Source organism: Microbulbifer hydrolyticus, assembly GCF_009931115.1.
Lineage (GTDB): Bacteria > Pseudomonadota > Gammaproteobacteria > Pseudomonadales > Cellvibrionaceae > Microbulbifer > Microbulbifer hydrolyticus.
Genome location: NZ_CP047491.1, coordinates 2579384 through 2597777, shown reverse-complemented (window position 1 = coordinate 2597777; position 18394 = coordinate 2579384). Strand labels below are relative to the sequence as shown.

The 18394-nt window shown below is 57.2% G+C and carries 15 protein-coding genes; 5 read left to right on the top strand and 10 right to left on the bottom strand.

Going from position 1 to position 18394, the window contains the following annotated elements; genetic code table 11:
- Nucleotides 1-329: 329 nt before the first annotated feature.
- The 8 genes from rdgC to GTQ55_RS10970 form a co-directional block, all read right to left on the bottom strand.
- Nucleotides 330-1322: a recombination-associated protein RdgC gene (rdgC, locus tag GTQ55_RS11005; protein WP_161858774.1), complete on the bottom strand. Its 993-nt coding sequence runs from the start codon at nt 1320-1322 to the stop codon at nt 330-332.
- A gap of 124 nt (nt 1323-1446) precedes the next feature.
- Complete coding sequence (locus tag GTQ55_RS11000) at nt 1447-1764, bottom strand: YceK/YidQ family lipoprotein (RefSeq protein WP_161858773.1); 318 nt, start codon at nt 1762-1764, stop codon at nt 1447-1449.
- A gap of 9 nt (nt 1765-1773) precedes the next feature.
- Nucleotides 1774-2424 carry an HAD hydrolase-like protein gene (locus tag GTQ55_RS10995; protein WP_161858772.1) on the bottom strand — a complete coding sequence of 217 codons (651 nt, stop codon included), beginning with the start codon at nt 2422-2424 and terminating at the stop codon, nt 1774-1776.
- A 57-nt stretch (nt 2425-2481) separates the two neighbouring features.
- Nucleotides 2482-2949 (bottom strand): Cys-tRNA(Pro) deacylase, encoded by a 468-nt coding sequence (ybaK, locus tag GTQ55_RS10990; RefSeq protein WP_161858771.1) that lies wholly within the window; start codon nt 2947-2949, stop codon nt 2482-2484.
- A 161-nt stretch (nt 2950-3110) separates the two neighbouring features.
- Complete coding sequence (locus GTQ55_RS10985) at nt 3111-3605, bottom strand: hypothetical protein (RefSeq protein ID WP_161858770.1); 495 nt, start codon at nt 3603-3605, stop codon at nt 3111-3113.
- Nucleotides 3606-3928: 323 nt separating this feature from the next.
- A complete protein-coding gene (locus tag GTQ55_RS10980; protein WP_161858769.1) occupies nt 3929-4777 on the bottom strand; it encodes a hypothetical protein in 849 nt (282 codons plus the stop codon).
- A 276-nt stretch (nt 4778-5053) separates the two neighbouring features.
- Nucleotides 5054-6523 (bottom strand): aminoacyl-histidine dipeptidase, encoded by a 1470-nt coding sequence (locus GTQ55_RS10975; RefSeq protein WP_161858768.1) that lies wholly within the window; start codon nt 6521-6523, stop codon nt 5054-5056.
- Nucleotides 6524-6649: 126 nt separating this feature from the next.
- Entirely contained in the window at nt 6650-8614 is a 1965-nt protein-coding gene (locus tag GTQ55_RS10970) for a VacB/RNase II family 3'-5' exoribonuclease (protein WP_161858767.1), read from the bottom strand.
- Between the two features lie 375 nt (nt 8615-8989).
- Here GTQ55_RS10970 and GTQ55_RS10965 point away from each other — a divergent pair, with 375 nt between their 5' ends.
- The 3 genes from GTQ55_RS10965 (at nt 8990) to GTQ55_RS10955 (ending at nt 14593) form a co-directional block, all read left to right on the top strand.
- Nucleotides 8990-10078, top strand: a complete 1089-nt coding sequence (locus GTQ55_RS10965) for a Glu/Leu/Phe/Val dehydrogenase (RefSeq protein ID WP_161858766.1) — start codon at nt 8990-8992, stop codon at nt 10076-10078.
- A gap of 160 nt (nt 10079-10238) precedes the next feature.
- Nucleotides 10239-13088: a M16 family metallopeptidase gene (locus GTQ55_RS10960; protein WP_161858765.1), complete on the top strand. Its 2850-nt coding sequence runs from the start codon at nt 10239-10241 to the stop codon at nt 13086-13088.
- A gap of 182 nt (nt 13089-13270) precedes the next feature.
- Nucleotides 13271-14593 carry a metal-dependent hydrolase family protein gene (locus tag GTQ55_RS10955; protein WP_237567653.1) on the top strand — a complete coding sequence of 441 codons (1323 nt, stop codon included), beginning with the start codon at nt 13271-13273 and terminating at the stop codon, nt 14591-14593.
- Nucleotides 14594-14648: 55 nt separating this feature from the next.
- Here GTQ55_RS10955 and GTQ55_RS10950 read toward each other — a convergent pair whose 3' ends face one another.
- Together GTQ55_RS10950 and GTQ55_RS10945 are read right to left on the bottom strand one after the other, a co-directional pair.
- Complete coding sequence (locus GTQ55_RS10950; RefSeq protein ID WP_161858764.1) at nt 14649-15383, bottom strand: SIMPL domain-containing protein; 735 nt, start codon at nt 15381-15383, stop codon at nt 14649-14651.
- An 88-nt stretch (nt 15384-15471) separates the two neighbouring features.
- Nucleotides 15472-16650, bottom strand: a complete 1179-nt coding sequence (locus GTQ55_RS10945; RefSeq protein WP_161858763.1) for a hypothetical protein — start codon at nt 16648-16650, stop codon at nt 15472-15474.
- Nucleotides 16651-16736: 86 nt separating this feature from the next.
- Here GTQ55_RS10945 and GTQ55_RS10940 point away from each other — a divergent pair, with 86 nt between their 5' ends.
- Both GTQ55_RS10940 and GTQ55_RS10935 read left to right on the top strand, forming a co-directional pair.
- Complete coding sequence (locus GTQ55_RS10940) at nt 16737-17177, top strand: VOC family protein (RefSeq protein WP_161858762.1); 441 nt, start codon at nt 16737-16739, stop codon at nt 17175-17177.
- Between the two features lie 36 nt (nt 17178-17213).
- A complete protein-coding gene (locus tag GTQ55_RS10935; protein WP_161858761.1) occupies nt 17214-18332 on the top strand; it encodes a hypothetical protein in 1119 nt (372 codons plus the stop codon).
- Nucleotides 18333-18394: the final 62 nt, after the last annotated feature.

The window sequence follows — 18394 nt, the reverse complement described above, 5'->3', positions numbered from 1 at the left end:
GAGTATCTCAAACCTGTGCCAATTTTGCGATTCGAGGGCTGAGACGGACCGCAGGTGGGTGGGGTTGTAGGTTAGGAAAGGAGGCGTTCTAGCGGAGGCAATATCGTTGGTGGACACCGCTCAGTCTGAGTGCAGGCCGACTATGAATAAGCCCTGCAGGATGGATGCGAAAAGGGATTCCAGTGGGGCAAAATGTGATGCTGCATGTGGCCAAATTGGAAAACTGTTGTGACTGCCCGAGCCAGCCTGGTTTCGTGGAAATGTAAAACCTGTCAGGGAAACCTGCCGGTCACAAAGCTCGGCAGGCCCTCACAGGTTTCTGCGGTTGTCTAGACAACCTCCTCTACTTCCTTTGCCAGTTGCTGCTCGCTGTCAGCGCGGGAAGCGCGTGCAACGATTTCGTCGACACTGGCGGTGTCCGTGTTCAGCCCGCCAAAGGCGGCCAGCAGGTCCTTGAGCAGCGCGGATATTTCGAGGGTCATCACCGAGAATTCAATGTCGAATCGCTGGGCGGCGTTGTCCGCATCTGTGTTGTCGGCTTTCTCAGTGACGGCATCGCTGAACTTCAGGCGTTTGATAGACAGCTGGTCGTCCACCATCAGTTCGACACCGTCGCGCCACACCAGGCCGAGCTTGTGCACTTGCATGCCGGCCAGCAGGTGGTTGTGGATCTCTTCGGCACACAGGTCCTGGTTTTTACAGCGGATTACGCTTCCGGATTCCTGCGGGTCGCGCAGCTCACACTCGTGGCCAAACTCGAAATTCGCCGGGGCTTCCGGCGCGGTGAGCCAGTGGGTCATGGACTGCTGGGGGATGTTCTTCGCCGCAAGCGGCACTACGGAGAGGCTGCTGATGGCCTCGCGCAGGTTTTCCAGCAGTTCTTCTGCGGCCTTTGCGGAGGAGGCATTGACCACAATCCAGCCGTCTTTGGGGTCGATGTAGGCAAACTGCAGGCGCGATCGGGCGAAAGCCTTGGGCCGCATTTCCAGCAATACCTCGTCTTTGAGGTTCTGCCGCTCCTTGCGCCCCACACTGCGGGCTTCCTTCTCCGCGATGGCAAGCGCCATTTCCTCGACCTTCTCATTGACGACCGCTGCAGGAATAACCTTCTCCTGCTTCTTCGCGCACACCATCAGGTAGCCGTTGGCGGCGTGTACCAGCTCACTACCGTGGCGTCCCAGCGGAGGTACCCATCCGTAGCGGGCCATATCCTGACTTCCACAGGGAGTGAACGTGTCGGACTCGAGCAGCTCGTTCAATTTTTCAGCAGAGAGAGCGAATTCGCGTGTAAGGCGGTAGACGCGCAGATTCTTAAACCACATACAGCAGGCCAATCGTCGGTTTGAAATTTTGGCCGCGCATTATGCGATGTATGCGATGTGGGAGCCAGTCAAAGTCGGGACCGGTCATTCCCTGACAGTATCGTATGATGCGCAGTACTGGTTATTAATTGTTCAGCGACAGGCTGCCTTTCTGGTTTTGTGCGTAGACGGTGTAGGGCAGGGCGACGGTATCGGTCGCCGCTGAAAATACGCTGTCGACCAGATAAACACCAATCACGGGAAGGAAGTAAACGGAACTGCCATTGGAGTTCAGTTTGCACATATTGTAGGCAACCCCGCTGTATACGCGCGGTACGCTGACGCAGCCAGAATTCTGTCGCTTCAGGTTGCTGGCGATCTCCGCATCCGAGTTGCTCAATGTGGTAACCGTGCCGCAGCCCGGCAGAAGAGCGAGTGACAGAAAAGCGAGAAAATACTTCATGGGAGTTCCTTATTGCTTGTGTTCAAAAAGGTCCCGGATTTCTACCGGGCGGGTAAACAGGTGTGCAGGACCGTGCTCGGTGAGTTCTTCCCTGGACCCGTAGCCCCACAATACCCCGGCACTGGGGAGTGCGTTTTTTGCGGCGGCAGACAGGTCGAAATGGCGATCGCCAATCATCAGGGAGCGGCGAGAAATAGTCCTGTCTGCCAGTAGTCCCTGCAGCTGCTGCCACTTGGCAATTCCCACATCGCCGCCACTTACAAATTCGAAATAATGGAGGAGACTGAACCGCTCGAGGATACGTTTTGCAAAATCGGCGCGCTTGGATGTGCACACGCCAAGACGAACGCCATCGGTCTGGCTGAGGTGTTCGAGGGTATCCGCTATACCCGGGTAAAGGGAGTTTTCCGCATAGCCAGTTTCTGAGTAGCGTTCCCGATATTTATCCACCAGCGAGCGGATACGTTTGCTGTCTTTTGAACCGGTCAGGTTACCCATGGTTACTTCGAGGGGAGGACCAATATAGGTGGTCAATTCGCTTGCCGGGCGCGCGGGATAGTCATGGGAAACAAGGGCATGATTCATGGAGTTCACAAACCCCTCAGCGGGATCGCTCAGGGTGCCATCCAGGTCGAACAGTAACCATTCATAGTCGGGCATAAGCTTCCTTTTGTTATTGCCTGTTCCAGGTAAAATACGTGTTGCCTTTACGGAACCTTACTGGCAGAGCGTTGCAAAACCGCCCTTCGTCACCGTGAGCAGGTCTTGCGAGGAGAGCTCAATTTCCAGGCCACGTCGGCCGGCGCTCACGAAAATGGTTTCATAGGACCGTGCGGAATCGTCCAGGAAGGTCGGAAGCAACCTTTTCTGGCCTAGAGGGCTTACACCGCCGAGTACATATCCCGTAGACCGCTGGACATCCTGTTTGTCTGCCATTTCCGCCTTTTTGGCTCCCGCAGCCCCCGCTATTCGCTTCATGCTCAGTTGGGAGTTTACCGGGATAATGCCAACTGCGAGTGCTTTCCCATCGAGGTTGACCACCAAAGTCTTGAAGACTTGCGCAGGATCTACTTGCAGTTTTGTCGCAGCTTCAAGCCCATAGGACTCCGCGGCCGGGTCGTGGGCATATTCGTGAATGCTGTGGCGAATGTTGGCCTTCCTGGCCGTGTTGATAGCGGGGGTCATACTCTGTGCCCGTCAGTTTTTTCCTATTTTGTCTGTAATTACCCATGAATACAAAATGTGTCGATCATGGGTTTGCAATGCTATTCCTTTGGGAGGTTCCCAAACCGGAGCGGATTCACTCCGGGTTTTCAGGTATGTTTACTGTGGGGCGGAAGCGGGCACTAAAATTGATACCCAAGATGCACTCCGATAAAAGTCCCATTCCTGACGTAGCTTCTTACGTTATCTTTACGGTATTGCTTTCCTACATTGGCGCCGGCCAAAAAGCCTGATTGACTGGCGCCGCTGAAATAATACGTATAGTTACCGAACAGCGCCGCCTCGTATCCGTCCTTTCTCCTGGTGGCCTCGTCCAGTCCAAAGTACCCCGCGGGATAGTAAACGTTACCCCCCTCCACGGTGCGGCCTCTCAGGGCAAACCCGAATCCATGCTTTTCATTCAGGGCCCGTTCCCAGCCAAGTGTCACGCCGACATCCGAATCGTCAATATGTGCGAGGCCAGCCCCCGCGTAAAAAATGTCGTCATTCACTTTTACCGAGTATTTGAGGCCTGCGAAACCGCCATATGGTGTACCCAGGCCGATAGCGAACTTTGAATCGCTGTTGGCCATGGCGAGGCCGGGGAAAAGAGCAATAAGCAGGTATAGGGCTTTCATGTAGGGGGGTCCTTAAAGTTGTTATCGAGCTTATAGGACCGCCGCCAGGAATATTAAGTTCCAATGAATAGCTTCATTGAGGAACGCTATTGCTGTCCGGGTGGCTTGCGCAAGTGCCGTTTCCGCTTATTTGCCTGCATTAGGTCGGAGCAAAAAGCCCGGTGCTATGGGCCGGGCTGGTGGTTTTGACGAACCTTTGGGGGATCAGCGCGGAGGAACCGCTTCAACGGCCTTCAGGACATACGCCCAGAAATTACCCCCATTTTCGCTATGTGCCCGCTTTCCCCGCGAGTGGGCCCGGCGGATGGTGGTTGCCTGCACGATTATGTTGCGGGGTCTACCTGCGGGCTTTGCTCAATCACAAACTGGTGTGTTTCACTGCCCGCTTGGATTTCGACCACAATATTGCGCTTGCCGTCAGCGGGTAGCGATGCGATATCCAGAGCGATAAAGCCCCCTTGAATCTCCCCCGGGGGTAGTTCCTGCGTAGGAAATATATGTCGATGCTTAGGAGTAGTTCGGCGATAGTTTATTTCGCGTACCACTCGGGAAAAAGGATTGTCATCGATCAGCACCAGCTGGCCGCTAGCATTGCGGGCAATCTTCCCGAAGCCCAGCGCTATGGGAACCTGTATGCTCGCGTCGTTGTGTTTTATCAATAGCTCGTCGATACAGTCGCGACTGTCGTATGGCGTACATTCCTCAATGCCGTTGAGGGCCAGATACGGGTGGTTGACGATAGAGCCCTTGTAGTACTCGTTTACGCTGAGGATCTTGCGGCGTGTATGCTCCTTACGCCAGTGGTTGAAATCTCTCTGGGAAAGAGAGTGTAGCGACTGGCCGGCAGAGGCCTGCAGTGTTAGTTCCGCCTGCAGCTCTGCGCGGGCAGAGACATTAGTGTGTCCTATCGAAAAAGAGGAAGTGGTGCCGTTGTATACCCACAGTCGCAGAAATATCACGTTATCCCGGGATCTGTAGGTGCTCTGGTCAACGGCCAGCGCCACGAGGCTGTCACCTTCGGAGAATACGGTTGGCTGCCCGTAAACCTGTTTGACAGTTTGGTCTGGCTCCACCATCGAGCGATTAGAATAGGTGGTTTCATTGACGCAGCCGTAAAGGCCGAGCGTGCAGGCAAGAAAGAGTCTCTGGAGCACCAATCTTATTGTTTTCATACCGTCACTTTTTTGACAGTGGAACTAGGTGAGACTAGAGAGTGTAGCGTGAAATTTTTCGATGATGGCCAACACTGCTGGCTTTAGGCGGGCATCTCGACATTTTAGTTTGTGGTCGACCTTGGGGGAGGGGGAGACTGGGTGCAAAGCACGCTCGGCCTCAACTGCCGACTACTACGGGCTACCAGGAGAGCAGCCCGTGCTCCGGGTCAGGGTAAATACAATAGCCCGGCGCTGACGCCGGGCTTGATAGTAGCAGGTTAAGCGCACGACAGCTCACCGCTGCGGAATTGCCTCAACGACCTTCAGGAAATACGCCCAGAAGTTGCCCACGCTTTCGATATGCACCCGCTCTTCCGGCGAGTGGGCGCGGCGGATGGTGGGGCCGAAGGAGACCATATCCCAGTGCGGATAGGGTTTTGCCAGCAGACCGCACTCGAGTCCCGCGTGAATCACTTTGACTTCCGGCTCTTTGCCTTCCATTTCCTTGTAGACCGCTTTCATCAGCGCCAGCAGCGGCGATTGCATATTCGGTGTCCAGCCTGGATAGGCGTTGTCCAGTGACGTCTCGGCACCAGCGAGCTCGAAGGCGGCGGCAACATTGAGGCCGTGCTGGTCGCGGGCGCTATCGGAAAGGCTGCGCACCAGACACTGGACACGGACGCGGCTCTGGCCGTCCTCACTTTCGGTGACTACGCGGGCCAGGTTGTTGGAGGTCTCGGCGATACCTTCCAGTGCGGTGCTCATGCGCTCAACGCCGCTGGGGCAGGAGCGCAGGGCGAGGATCAACTTGCGCTGACTTGCGCTGTCCATCACCGTATCCGGCGTCTCGCACTCTTCTATTGTGATATCCAGTTTGGCTTCAGTATCCAGCTCGGCCTTGATCACGGCAGTTTCCTGCAGGGTGATTTCCATAAGCCGTGCGGCCTTGTCCGCGGGCACGGTAACCACACTGAAGGATTCGCGCGGAATGGCGTTGCGCAGGCTGCCACCGTCGAGGCTGCCAATACGCAACCCGGCGATTTCTGTCAGTGCTGCGTCGATAATACGGTTGGCAACCTTGTTGGCATTGCCACGACCTTTGTCGATATCGAGCCCGGAGTGGCCACCACGCAGGCCGCGCACGCTCAGTTTGAACGCTTTGTAGCCGGCGGGTAGCGGCTCGGCGGTGTAGGGCAGACTAACGTTCACATCAACGCCGCCGGCACAGCCCACATAGAGTTCACCTTCATCTTCGGTATCCAGGTTCAGCAGCAGCTCCGCCTCGAAGTGGCCCGGCTGCAGGTTCTTGGCACCGGTCATGCCGGCTTCTTCGTCGATGGTAAGCAGGGCTTCCAGCGCTGGGTGGGGAATATCTGTTGATTCAAGCAATGCCAGGATGGCGGCAACACCGATGCCGTTGTCGGCACCGAGAGTAGTCCCCTCGGCAGTGACCCATTCACCGTCGATGTAGGGCTTGATAGAGTCGGTCAGAAAGTTGTGTTCGGTGTCGGCATTTTTCTGCGGCACCATGTCCACATGGCTCTGCATCGCCAGGACCTTGCGATCTTCCATACCCGGTGTGGCGGGTTTCTTGATAATGATATTGCCGATCTGATCCAGCTTTACTTCAAGACCGCGGGCTTTGGCGAAGTCCAGGATGTAAGCGACGACCTTGTCTTCATGCTTGGAAGGACGGGGGATCTCGCACAGTTTGGCGAAGTGTTTCCAGAGTGGGGTCGGGTTCAGTTCGGCAATGGTCGACATGGAAATTCCTTAATCTTGACCGGGGATGGGTGAATCCGGGTGGGCCGGTGACGGCCGCGGAGCTTTTGGCTCCGCGGCTGGAAGTTTAGTCTGGTGTCGCGACGAGGAGCAGCGTGTGGCTGCCAATTATTCGGTGCTAGTGGTGCTGCTAGTGGTGCTGGATGGAGCCAGTTCGAAGGCGATGCGGCGTTTGTCGGTATCTACCGCGGCCACTTTTACCTGTACCTGCTGCTCCAGCTGGAAGGTTTCTTCGCCGCGGGTGATGCGCAGACGCTTGCCGTCGAAATCGAACGGGTTCTTCTTGTTGTTGAAGCGCACGAATCCATTGATGCCGAAATCATCCAGGCGCACACCAATACCGGCGCCGTTGACCAGGGTGATGGCACCGGGGAAGGTCTCACCAGTTTTGCCTTCAAGGAACTGGCAGAACAACCACTGTTGCAGTGCGCGGTCGGCCTGGCGCCCGGTGCTAACATTCTGCTGCAGGGCTTCACCCTGTTCTTCGTCGAGGGTTGGCTGTGCCTCGCCCTGCTGGGCGGCGCGCAGGACCCGGTGGTTGTGCAGGTCGTTAAACTTCCGAATCGGGGAGGTCACGGTCGCATAGTGCGCGAGGCCCAGACCCAGGTGTGGTGCCGCATTGTTGCTCAGCTCCCCCGGGCGCAGCATACGCTTGAGGACGGCCAGTACGTTGTGCATTTCCGTATCGCTGTGGGATTCGAGTTCTTTTACCAGCTTGAGGTAAACGTCGAGCTGGTGCAGATCCTGCTCCGCGTACTCCGGGAGAACCTCTTTCAGCAGAGTGCGGATTTCCGCCATGCGCTCGTCGCGGAAACCCAGGTGAATAGAGAAACAGCCACCACCGAGCTCGGCAAGTTTTTTACCCGCGCTGATGTTCGCGGCCAGCATGGCTTCTTCGACCACGCGCTGGGCAGCAGTGCGCTGCTGCTTCTCGATACGCTCGATCTTGCGCTGGTCGTTGAGAATCAGTTCGTAGTCCGGACGGTCCTCCATCACCAGTGAGTGGCCGGCACGGTACTCCGCACGCGCCTTGCTCAACGCATCCAGGCGGCGCAGGTTCTCGTGCTGGTCCGTAGGTGCGGCGTTGTCGTCACCATCGATAAATTGTGCGACCTGTGCATAGCTCAGCTTGTGCCGGGAGCGGATAGCGGCGAACTCGTAGTCGAACCCGTTAAGGGCACCGTCTTTGCCCACCTCTATATGCATGACCAGCACGGGGCGCAGCTCACCGGCGATCAGGGAAAAGCTGTTCTCACACAGGTTTGCCGGCAGCATGGGCAACGTTTCGCCGGCCAGATATACGCTGTTGGCACGCGCGCGCGCTTCCTTGTCCAGTGGCGAGCCGGCGTCGATCAGGCTGGAAGGGTCGGCCACCGCGATATGCAGGGTCCAGCCGTTGTCGGATTCCGTGACCGCGAGGGCGTCGTCCATATCTCTGGTGGATTCTGCGTCAATGGTGACAAAGCCGAGATCGGACAGGTCTTTACGCTCAGCGCAAAGTGCCTCCAGTTGTGCCGGGATTGACTCCGCTTGCTCGAGCGCGGCTTTGCCAAACTGGTTGGGCAGCCGGTATTGAGCGACCACAAACGCGTGCTCGATACCCGCGCTGTCCGGTTTGCCGATCACGGTCTCCACTTTCGCCTGGGATTTGCCGTCCTTGAACGGGTGGCGGGTTACCGTGCAGGCAATGAACTCGCCCGGTTGCGCTTTGCCGCGGGCTTTGGGTGGCAGGAAGATCCAGCGCGACAGGCCGTGCTCGCTGGGCTGGATAAAGTGGCCCTGGCCACGCTGAACATACTGGCCGACCAGATATTTGAGGTCTGATTCGATCAACTGGTCCAGCTCTGCGGATATCTTGCCTTTATCCTCTTCGGTCAGGCTCACCCGCACCCGGTCTCCGGGAAACACCCGGTCCATCTCCGAAGGCGGCAAAAACGCCTCGCGTCCGTCGTCCAGCACCACAAACCCGAACTTTCCGCTACTGCCACGGACGCGACCCTCGGCGAATTCCTTGGTGGAGCGGATATCAGTTTTCAGCTGGGACAGCTGCTTCAGGGCGTCGGAATTGAGCATGGACAGTTCTCTGTAACTCGGGGGTGGGTCTGTTAGGGCGCGGATTCTACCAGACAGGCGGTGACAGGCCAGCGGAGCCGTGTCAGTAGATCGCTTAGTCTTGGGGAAACCCGTTCCGGCTGGCGGGCCCTGCTGCGCTGGGTAAAGAGTGACCACTGCGCCGATTCGGTTATTGGGCGTAAGAACATCCTAAAATTAATAAAATATTGGGATGGTTTTGGTAGTATGCGTTCATTTGGTGCAAAGAATGCAATGTTCCTAAGTAGTCAGTAGCTATATTCTTAGGAACCTACAATAAAGCACGGTTGCGGACAGAGCTGACACAATTGGCCAAGTCTGGCGCCGACGTAAAACCGGCCTCCGGAGAGGATTTTTATGAGTATTTTTTCCCATCCTGCCTACGATAACCACGAGGAAGTCGCCTTTTATCACGACGCCAAAAGCGGCCTGAAGGCAATCATCGCGGTACACAATACCAATCTCGGGCCGGCACTGGGCGGCTGTCGTATGTGGCCCTACGCCGACGACTCCGAAGCGCTCAACGACGTACTGCGTCTCTCCCGCGGCATGACCTACAAGTCCGCAATGGCCGGCCTGAAACTGGGTGGTGGCAAGTCCGTCATTATTGGTGATCCGCGCAAAGAGAAAACGCCCGAACTGCTGCGCGCCATGGGTGACTTCCTGAACACCCTGGGTGGCCGTTACATCACGGCGGAAGATTCCGGCACCAGTGTCGCGGACATGAAAATCATCGCCGAGCGCAGCAAATTTGTGTCCGGTGTGATTTCCGGCCAGGAGCACGGCGGCGACCCGTCCCCATCCACCGCCTACGGTGTATTTGTTGGCCTGAAAGCGGCGGTGGCTCACCGCTGGGGCCGCACCGACCTGAATGGCCTGAAAGTATCCATCCAGGGTGTCGGTAATGTGGGCTTCCGTCTGGGCAAGTTGCTGAAAGATGCGGGTGCGGAACTGTTTGTGACCGATATCTTCCAGGACAACGTGGATCGCGCGGTCAACGAGCTGGGCGCAACGGCCGTTAGCGCCGATGAAATTTTCGACCTCGATGTGGACCTGTTCGCGCCATGTGCTCTGGGCGCCATCCTGAATGACGACACCATCGGCCGCCTGAAAGTAGGCGCCATTGCCGGTGCTTCCAACAATCAGCTGGCGGAAGAGCGCCACGCGCAGGTGCTGAAGGACAAGGGCATCCTCTACGCGCCGGATTACGTGATCAATGCCGGCGGTATTATCGATGTGTACTACCAGCAGCTGGGGCTCGAGAAGGGCGAATACGATGCCGAGCAAGTGAAGGCTCACATCGAAACCATTGGCACCACCATGCAGGAAGTTTTCCAGCGCGCGGATGAGTCCGGTGAAACCACTGCCCATGTTGCAGATCGTATCGCTGAAGAACGCTTTGGGCATAAAGACGCTCTGAGCAACACCGATTCTGCAGCGGCCTGAAAGGGTAACTGAAGAATATGAAAGCGGGCCCTAACGGCCTGAGCATTTCCCTCTGACGAAGTCATCGTCTCTCTGTGAAGTATATTTCGGGCGCCACGGCGCCCGTTTTTTTTGCCTACACTTTGCAGCATTGTTCGGACGCAAATCAGGATAAGTGACAATGGAAATGCGACGTGTCTGGGCCCCGGTCGGCCTGTCTGTCTTGTTGACACTGGGAGCTCTAGCGGGATGTGAGAGGAGTCAGGAGCCCTCAGAAAAGCACGACAATGTGCACAAGGCACTGCGCGCCGATAAGGAAGCGGCTGCCAGCAGCAAGGCTGCGGCGAGCGGCAAAGATGAGTCCTTTGTCCAGCCACCAGAAATCGAGCTGCCGTACCATAAAGAAAAGTTAAAGAATGGGCTTACGGTGATCGTGCACGAGGACCCGAAGGCGCCGGTGGTCGCTATCAACATCTGGTACAAGGTGGGTTCCAAAGACGAAACGCGCGGCAAGACCGGTTTTGCCCACCTGTTTGAACACCTGATGTTCAATGGCTCGGAAAATTTCCCGGGCGAATATTTCGAGCCATTCCAGCGCTCTGGTGCCACCGACATGAATGGCACCACCAATAACGATCGAACCAATTATTTTGAAACGGTGCCCGTAGGCGCACTGGATATGGCGCTGTGGATGGAATCTGACAGGATGGGGCATTTCAAGGGCGCGATCAGCCAGGAAAAGCTCGACGAGCAGCGCGGCGTGGTCAAGAACGAGAAACGCCAGGGGGAGAATCGTCCTTACGGCCGGGCGTTTGACGTTCTTGCCACCAATACGTTTCCCTCGGACCATCCGTACTCGTGGACCACTATCGGCTCTATGGAGGACCTGGATCAGGCCAGCCTCGAGGACGTAAAACAGTGGTTTTCAGATTACTACCAGCCCGCCAATGCCATTCTCGTCATCGCCGGGGATATCACGGTAAAAGACGCGATGAAAAAAGCGCGTGAGTACTTTGGTGATATCCCCAGCACTTCGGTGCCACCGGAGTTAAAAAACTGGGAGCTTCCATCCCAAGTCAACAAACGCCTGGAGATGACCGATCAGGTCCCGCAGACACGGATTTATTATGTGTGGAATGTGCCTGCGATTGGCAGCGAGGAGGAAAATGCCCTGGATTTGATGACTTCGCTACTGGCCAATCGTAAAAATTCTTTGCTCTACCGCCGTCTGGTGCGCGACGAGCAGGTGGCAACCAGTGTGAGTGCCTTTTATTACGGCCGGCAGTTGGCCGGGCAGATTATGGTGATGGTGGATGTCAAGCCAGGGCAGTCAGTGGAAAAGGTGGAAGAGCTGCTGGATAAAGAGTTGCGTGAGTTTGCCCGCTCAGGGGTAAGCGTGGATGAGTTGCGTCGTATCAAGCAGAGTGAGTTTGCCAGCCTGGTAAAAGGGCTGGAAAAAATTGGTGGCTTTGGTGGTAAGACCGACATCCTGGCGCGCTCGGAATTTTACTACGGGGATCCGGCCGCACTGATCAAGGGTATTGAGGATTACGCCAAGGTTTCCGCGTCGGATGTGCAGGACGTCGCGCAGGAATGGCTCAAGCCCGAGCATTTTACCCTGATCATCAGCCCCAAAGACAAATACGCGGTGAGTGGTGAGGATGTCGACCGGAGCAAATTGCCCGCGGTGGACAAGACGGTTGAGCTTGAGCTGCCGGAGCAGCAGACCTTTACGCTCGACAATGGCCTCAAGGTGGTGCTCGCGGAGCGTCATGATACGCCGGTGGTATTCATGAACCTGCAATACCGCAGTGGTGCATCCGCCGATAAAGATAAGCCCGGCTTGGCAGGGGTCGTCGCGAGCATGTTGAGTGAAGGGGCTGGCAATTATGACAGCCTGGAATTCAGCGCCCGTCTGGAGGAGCTGGGTGCGAGTATCGGTGCCGGCAGCGGGCTGGATTACAATTCGCTGAGTTTCAGCGCCCTGAAGACCCAGCTCGAGCCCTCGCTGGAGTTGTTTCGCGATGTGATTTCCAGCCCGCTGTTTCAGGAAGATGACCTGGCACGGGTAAAATCCAACTGGCTCGACTCCATTGCCCAAGAAAAGGCACAGCCCCAAGGGCTTGCCATGCGCGAATTACCGCCACTGCTCTTCGGTAAGGACCATCCCTACGGTGCGCCACTGACCGGTTCTGGCACCCCCGAAGCGATCGAGTCCATTACGCGTGAGGATCTGGTGACATTCCACAAAACCTGGTTGCGTCCGGACAATGCGCAGTTGACGGTGGTGGGCGATGTCACCAGGGAAGAGATCGAAAAGTTGCTCAACGATACCCTGGGAGAATGGCGCACACCGCGTGACGATCTGCCAACACTGGATATCCCGACGGTAGAGCGCCCGCAGAAAGCGCGTGTTTTCCTGCTGGATCGGCCTGGCGCGCAGCAGAGCTATATCATGGCCGGACTCGTGATGCCGCCTTGGAAGCCGGACGGCGCAGAGGCGTTTGATGCAATGGCGTCTGCGATAGCGGGCAAGTTTACCTCGCGTCTCAATATGAATTTGCGTGAGGACAAACACTGGTCTTACGGTGCCCGTGCGGTATCGATGGATACGGAGTCCCAGCGTCCTTACATTGTTTTTGCCCCGGTGCAGACCGACCAAACGGCGCCGGCCATGCGCGAGATGTTGAAAGAATTTCGGGAGTATCTCGGTAAACGCCCGATAAAAGAGACGGAGTTGAAAGACTACCAGGATGACGAGGTGCTGAAACAGAGCGCTCGCTTCCAGACCAAGGTGCAGTTGTTGTCGAGCATTGCCTGGCAGGTGGAGAAGGGGCTTTCGCCCGACTATATCGCTGAGTACCCGCAGCGGGTCAGTGCACTGACCACGGAGCAGGTTGAGGCGGCAGCCAAGGAATACCTTGCTCCGGACCAGTTCACCTGGGTCGTGGTGGGGGATCTGAGCAAGATCCAGAAAGGTATTGAGGAGCTGGGAATCGGTCCGGTAGAAGTGTTGCCCTCGACGGAATAGGTTGGCCATTCCCTGAAAAAGCCCGGTGTGCAAGCAACCGGGCTTTTTTTATGGCCACTGAATACGGTAAATTGGATGGCTTTGGCGCATCTAAGTACGCTCGACACAGCGCCGATCAATAACTAACAACCAATAAACACTAACCGGGGCGGATACCGACAAGCCCGGAAACTGGATACATCATGATCATACCCCGAAGAATACAGTGGAGCGTAAAGCGTGTTTTTTGCAGCGTGCTGGGCCTTGGCCTGATGGCGCTGGCATCAATCGCCCAGGCGGAGAATATCGCCGTGCACGCCGGCTGGCTGTTCGACAGTGAAAATGGTCGCCTGCTGGAGAAGCGCACCGTACATATCGTGGATGGCCGGGTGGAGGCCGTCGAGCGGGGCTTCACCCAGCGTCAGGGTGAGCGTGTCATTGATCTCAGCGGCTTTTCGGTACTGCCGGGCCTTATGGATATGCACACCCACCTGTCCTACGAGTTTGGCCCGCGTACATACAGTGAGGCTTTCACCTGGAACCCCGCGGATTACACCTTGCGTGCCGTCAACACCGCCGAGCGTACCCTGATGGCTGGATTTACCACGGTGCGGGACCTGGGAGACAGCGACAATGTAACCATCAGTCTGCGCAATGCGATCAAACGTGGGGATGTCGTTGGTCCTCGCGTGTTTACCGCGGGCAAGTCGATCGCCACGACCGGAGGCCACGCAGATCCCTCCAACGGCTACCGCCAGGATCTGATGGGGAGCCCGGGGCCGGCAGAGGGCGTGGTAAACGGCGTGGCCAGCGCTCGCCAGGCGGTCCGCCAGCGCTATAAAGATGGCGCTGACCTGATCAAGATTACCGCCACAGGTGGTGTCCTCAGCGTTGCCAAGAGCGGCCAAAACCCCCAGTTTATGCAAGACGAGGTGGAAGCGATTGTAGCGACGGCAAAGGACTACGGCTTTACCGTGGCGGTACATGCGCATGGCAAAGAAGGGATGGAGCGCGCGATCCGGGCCGGAGTGGATTCCGTTGAGCATGGCACCTACATGGACGACGAAACCATGGAGATGATGATCGACCACGGCACCTGGTATGTGCCGACGATGCTGGCGGGGGATTGGGTAACCCAGAAGTCCGCTGTCGATGGTTTCTTTCCGGACATGGTGCGCACCAAGGCGGCAAAAATTGGTCCGCTGATCCGGGATACGTTTAATCGCGCCCACAAGAAGGGTGTGAAAATCGCCTTTGGTACCGATACCGGCGTCAGTCGCCATGGAGAGAACGCCAAGGAATTCGCCCTGATGGTAGAGGGGGGCATGAGCCCGGCCGATGCCATTCGCTCGGCAACCTGGAATGCCGCCCAGCTTCTCAATGCCCAGGATGAGCTGGGTAGCATCGCGCCGGGCAAGCATGCCGATCTGGTGGGTGTAATAGGCAACCCGCTGGAAGACATCACCACCCTTGAGAGGGTACGGTTTGTTATGAAAGGCGGCACTGTTTACAAACAGCCCGAGTAAGATAAAAAATCCCGGCTATTGCCGGGATTTTTTATGCATCAGTAAAGCCTCGGGACTATTTTTCGAGCTCAAACACCAGCTCCATATTGACCGAAACACTGCTCTCTCCGGGAGCCACGGGCGTGCTGGCACTGTCTTTGGCCGCAGCCATTTCCATGCGCACCATCGGGCGCGGCATGCCACCCTGACTGCCTTCAGAAATACTCACGATTCTGTGCACCTTGGTGCCGAGTGCGTTTGCGTAGGATTCTGCGCGCGCCTGGGCCTGTTCCAGCGCCTTTTCCCGGGCCTCGGCCATGAGCGGTTCCGGCTCGGCGATGGAAAAACTGGGACCGTGTATCTGATTCGCGCCCGCGGCGGCCAGCGCATCAATAATGGAACTGAGCTCATCCAGCTTGCGCACGGTAACGCTGACCGTGTTGCGTGCCTGATAGCCGACGATTTCGCGCTCGCGATTGGGTTGATAATCATAGCGCGGGTTCAGGCTGATACCGCTGGTCTGTACATCCTTGTCGTCAATACCAGCCTTTTTGATCGCCTTCATCAAGGTTTCCATCTGCTCGGCGTTGGCCTGCATGGCTGCATTACTGCTGTCCGCTTCAGTGACTACACCGGTGGACAGGCTCGCGATATCCGGCGCCTGGCTGGCTTCCCCATGTGCGGAAATGGAAATCAGTGTGCCGGTGGTGCCGCTTGTAGTGCCGCTAGTGGTGTCGTTGCCGCAGCCGCTAGTGAAAGCGACCAGTCCGGCCAACAGGCCCGCGGAAAACAGTTTCAGGGTTCTTTGCATGGCGAATCCTTAATATTGCCAGTGGTACATCGTTGTAACGGCGCCTATTGTGGCGCCGCGAAGATGAATATCCGATGAACGCGCGCCGCTATTTGAACAATCGTGTGAAGGTCTCGTCTTCGGGGTGGTAGAGGGCAAAGCCGAGCCGTAACAGTTGTTGTCTGCGATCGCAGAGTACATTTTTTTCTCGCAGCTCCGCCTGCAGTTTTTCAGCGTTTTCCGAACTGCCGCAGCGAAAGGTGAAGAAATGTCCGTGGCCATTTTCCAGATCGTGAGCGATCAGGTTGCCGCGATTCAGCAAGGGGTGATGTGCGGCATCCATGGCTTCCAGGAAGCGTCGCTGATTTTGTTGAACATAACCGTGAATGGATTCCACGGTAATACCTTCTTGCGCATACAGTTCGAGCACGGCGAGCGCTTTATAAAGCGGCGAGTAATCCATGGTGGCGCCGGCAAAGCGCAACCAGTCGTTGCCAAAACCGACGCCCTCGGCACGGTTTTCGAGCTCCGCCATTTCCGCAAACCAGCCGGTATTGAGCGGACGCAACTGGCAGCCCCGGGGGATGGACATAAAACACATGCCCTCACCCGCGCCCAGGTATTTGTAGGCGCCGGCGGTATAGAACACCTTGTCGGCGATGGCGCTGAGGTCGGTAGGGCGGGCGAAAAAAGCGTGGTAGCCATCGATCACCATCTGGGTGCTGTCCGGCTTGCGCGCGGCAAGCTCCAGCAGGCCAGGGAAGGCCACGCCGGAATCGAAGAAGACCTGGCTGGCGTAGGCGAGCTGGTAGCTTCCGCTTTGCAGTTCCTGTGCAAATCGTTGCGGCAGGGTGGCAAAAGGCTCTGTGGGTATGCGTACCACCTCGACGGTGGGCAGTTCTTCCAGACGCAACAGCTGCCGGGAAAAGCTGTAGAATTCGCCATCGGTGGTCAGAATGCGCAGGGGCTGGCTCAGGTCAAAAGCACTGAGCAGGCGGTACACGAGTTCATGGGTATTCGGCGCCAGGGCGACCTGGGCCGGGTCCGGCAGCTTCAGTGTGCTTGCGATGCCGCGCTGGAAGGCGGGTATCTTCTCGCCGAAAATCTTTTCCCACTTGCTGTCGGCCATATCGGCGGCGTCCTGCCAGTAGGCATTGACCGCGTCGAGGGTCACATCGGGCCAGTAGTGGTGGGAGTGGCACGCCATGTGCAGAACCGGCAGGTCGCATCCGGGTGAGGCTGCCTTTTGGGCGCCCTGTAAAAATTGTCGATAGTATTTTTGGTACATTTCGCTCTGGTAACTTTTGTGGAGGTGACTAAAGTAGTCACCCAATTGACGTACCGGGATTGTAATCCCCTGAAGGAGGCGTTGCAGTGGAATATTTGCACACTATGGTGCGTGTCACCGATCTTGAGAAGTCACTGGAATTTTATTGCGACAAGCTGGGCCTGTATGAGGTCAGCCGCAATGATTATGAAAAAGGGCGCTTTACCCTGGTATTCCTTGCTGCGCCGGGGGACTCCGACACCGCGAACAGCGACAAGCGTCCGTGTCTGGAGCTCACCTACAACTGGGATCCGGAAACCTATACCGGGGGTCGCAATTTTGGCCACCTGGCGTATCGCGTGGACAATATCTACGAGACCTGCCAGCGCCTGATGGACATGGGAGTGACCATCAATCGCCCGCCCCGGGATGGCCATATGGCGTTTGTGCGCTCGCCGGACAACATCTCCATCGAGCTGTTACAGAAGGGGGGGTCGCTGGCGCCGCAGGAGCCCTGGGCCTCCATGGACAATACCGGCGAATGGTAAAGACACAACAATAAGCGGTCTGTGAGTAGTAGGAAGATGGCGAAAGCGAAGCAGTATAAGAATTGTGTGGTGTTGGCCGGCGCCAGCGCCGCACGCCGGGTCCGGCAGGAAGGTTTGCACCAGGAAATGGTCTCCACGTTAGTGGGCGCTTCCGGCGGTCCCAAGTGGCTGTCTATCAGCCAGCTGGACCGGGTGCTGATTGGCGAGTTTTTTCGCGATCGCCGCGCGCCCATTGCCACGCTGGGTTCGTCGATTGGCAGCTTTCGCAACATGTGTTACGCCACTGCCAATCCCTTGTCTTCCCTGGAAAAGCTGGAATTCGGCTACGTCAATCAGACCTATGCCAGCGAGCGGCCCACCCCCGCTGAGATCACTGCGACCGGCGAGAATATTCTGCTGGAGGTGCTGGGCGGGCAGGGCGCCGCCGAAGTAGCGGCCAATCCGGTGTGGCACAGCCATTTTGTCACCGTGCGCGGGCGCGGTCCCCTGGCCAGTGAACGGAAATCGGTTCTCGCGCCGGCACTGCTGGCCTCGGCGCTGGCTAACGCGGTGAGTCGCCGTACCCTGCGGGCATTCTGGGATCGGGTGGTGTTTCACTCCGGGCAGGCCCCGACAGTGGCATTTCGTAACCTCTCCACGGTCAATACCCCGCTTAGTGCGGAGAATGTCTGCCCGGCGGTGCTGGCTTCGGGCTCGATCCCGCTGGTGATGGCCGGTGTACCCACGCCGGCTGGTGCACCCCCGGGCAACTATCGGGACGGCGGGATCACCGACTACCACTTCGATCTGGGCTTTGAGCACCCGCAGGGGCTGGTGCTCTATCCGCACTTTTTCCCCTACATGGTGCCGGGCTGGTTCGACAAGAGCTTCCGCTGGCGCTGGGTGCGCGGCGGTGCCATGGACAATGTGATTCTGGTGGCTCCATCTCCGGAGTGGGTCTCCCGCTTGCCCTTCGCCAAGATCCCCGACAGGGACGATTTTGTGAAGCTTTCCACCGAGGAGCGACTCAAGTACTGGAATGCCGTAACCGAGGCCGGAAAGCAGGTAGCGGAGGATTTCTTTGAAATGTGGCAAACTGGCGCCATTGCCGACGAGTTGATCGAGGTCGGCAGTGACCAGTCGCCGCACAAGCTGGCACTGGCAATGTCCGCATAGCGACAACCCGCAAGCCTGCTTACGGGTTGGAGGCTGGGTGGATTTTGTACGATTACCGACCC

Bases quoted from the DNA above. Each gene is read 5' to 3' on its own strand.
- GTQ55_RS10935 (WP_161858761.1), top strand. From the start codon at position 17,214: ATGGCGAAAGCGAAGCAGTATAAGAATTGTGTGGTGTTGGCCGGCGCC.
- GTQ55_RS10985 (WP_161858770.1), bottom strand. From the start codon at position 3,605: ATGAAAGCCCTATACCTGCTTATTGCTCTTTTCCCCGGCCTCGCCATG.
- GTQ55_RS10950 (WP_161858764.1), bottom strand. From the start codon at position 15,383: ATGCAAAGAACCCTGAAACTGTTTTCCGCGGGCCTGTTGGCCGGACTG.
- GTQ55_RS10970 (WP_161858767.1), bottom strand. From the start codon at position 8,614: ATGCTCAATTCCGACGCCCTGAAGCAGCTGTCCCAGCTGAAAACTGAT.
- GTQ55_RS10975 (WP_161858768.1), bottom strand. From the start codon at position 6,523: ATGTCGACCATTGCCGAACTGAACCCGACCCCACTCTGGAAACACTTC.
- GTQ55_RS11000 (WP_161858773.1), bottom strand. From the start codon at position 1,764: ATGAAGTATTTTCTCGCTTTTCTGTCACTCGCTCTTCTGCCGGGCTGC.
- ybaK (WP_161858771.1), bottom strand. From the start codon at position 2,949: ATGACCCCCGCTATCAACACGGCCAGGAAGGCCAACATTCGCCACAGC.
- GTQ55_RS10995 (WP_161858772.1), bottom strand. From the start codon at position 2,424: ATGCCCGACTATGAATGGTTACTGTTCGACCTGGATGGCACCCTGAGC.
- GTQ55_RS10980 (WP_161858769.1), bottom strand. From the start codon at position 4,777: ATGAAAACAATAAGATTGGTGCTCCAGAGACTCTTTCTTGCCTGCACG.
- GTQ55_RS10955 (WP_237567653.1), top strand. From the start codon at position 13,271: ATGATCATACCCCGAAGAATACAGTGGAGCGTAAAGCGTGTTTTTTGC.
- GTQ55_RS10945 (WP_161858763.1), bottom strand. From the start codon at position 16,650: ATGTACCAAAAATACTATCGACAATTTTTACAGGGCGCCCAAAAGGCA.
- rdgC (WP_161858774.1), bottom strand. From the start codon at position 1,322: ATGTGGTTTAAGAATCTGCGCGTCTACCGCCTTACACGCGAATTCGCT.
- GTQ55_RS10965 (WP_161858766.1), top strand. From the start codon at position 8,990: ATGAGTATTTTTTCCCATCCTGCCTACGATAACCACGAGGAAGTCGCC.
- GTQ55_RS10960 (WP_161858765.1), top strand. From the start codon at position 10,239: ATGGAAATGCGACGTGTCTGGGCCCCGGTCGGCCTGTCTGTCTTGTTG.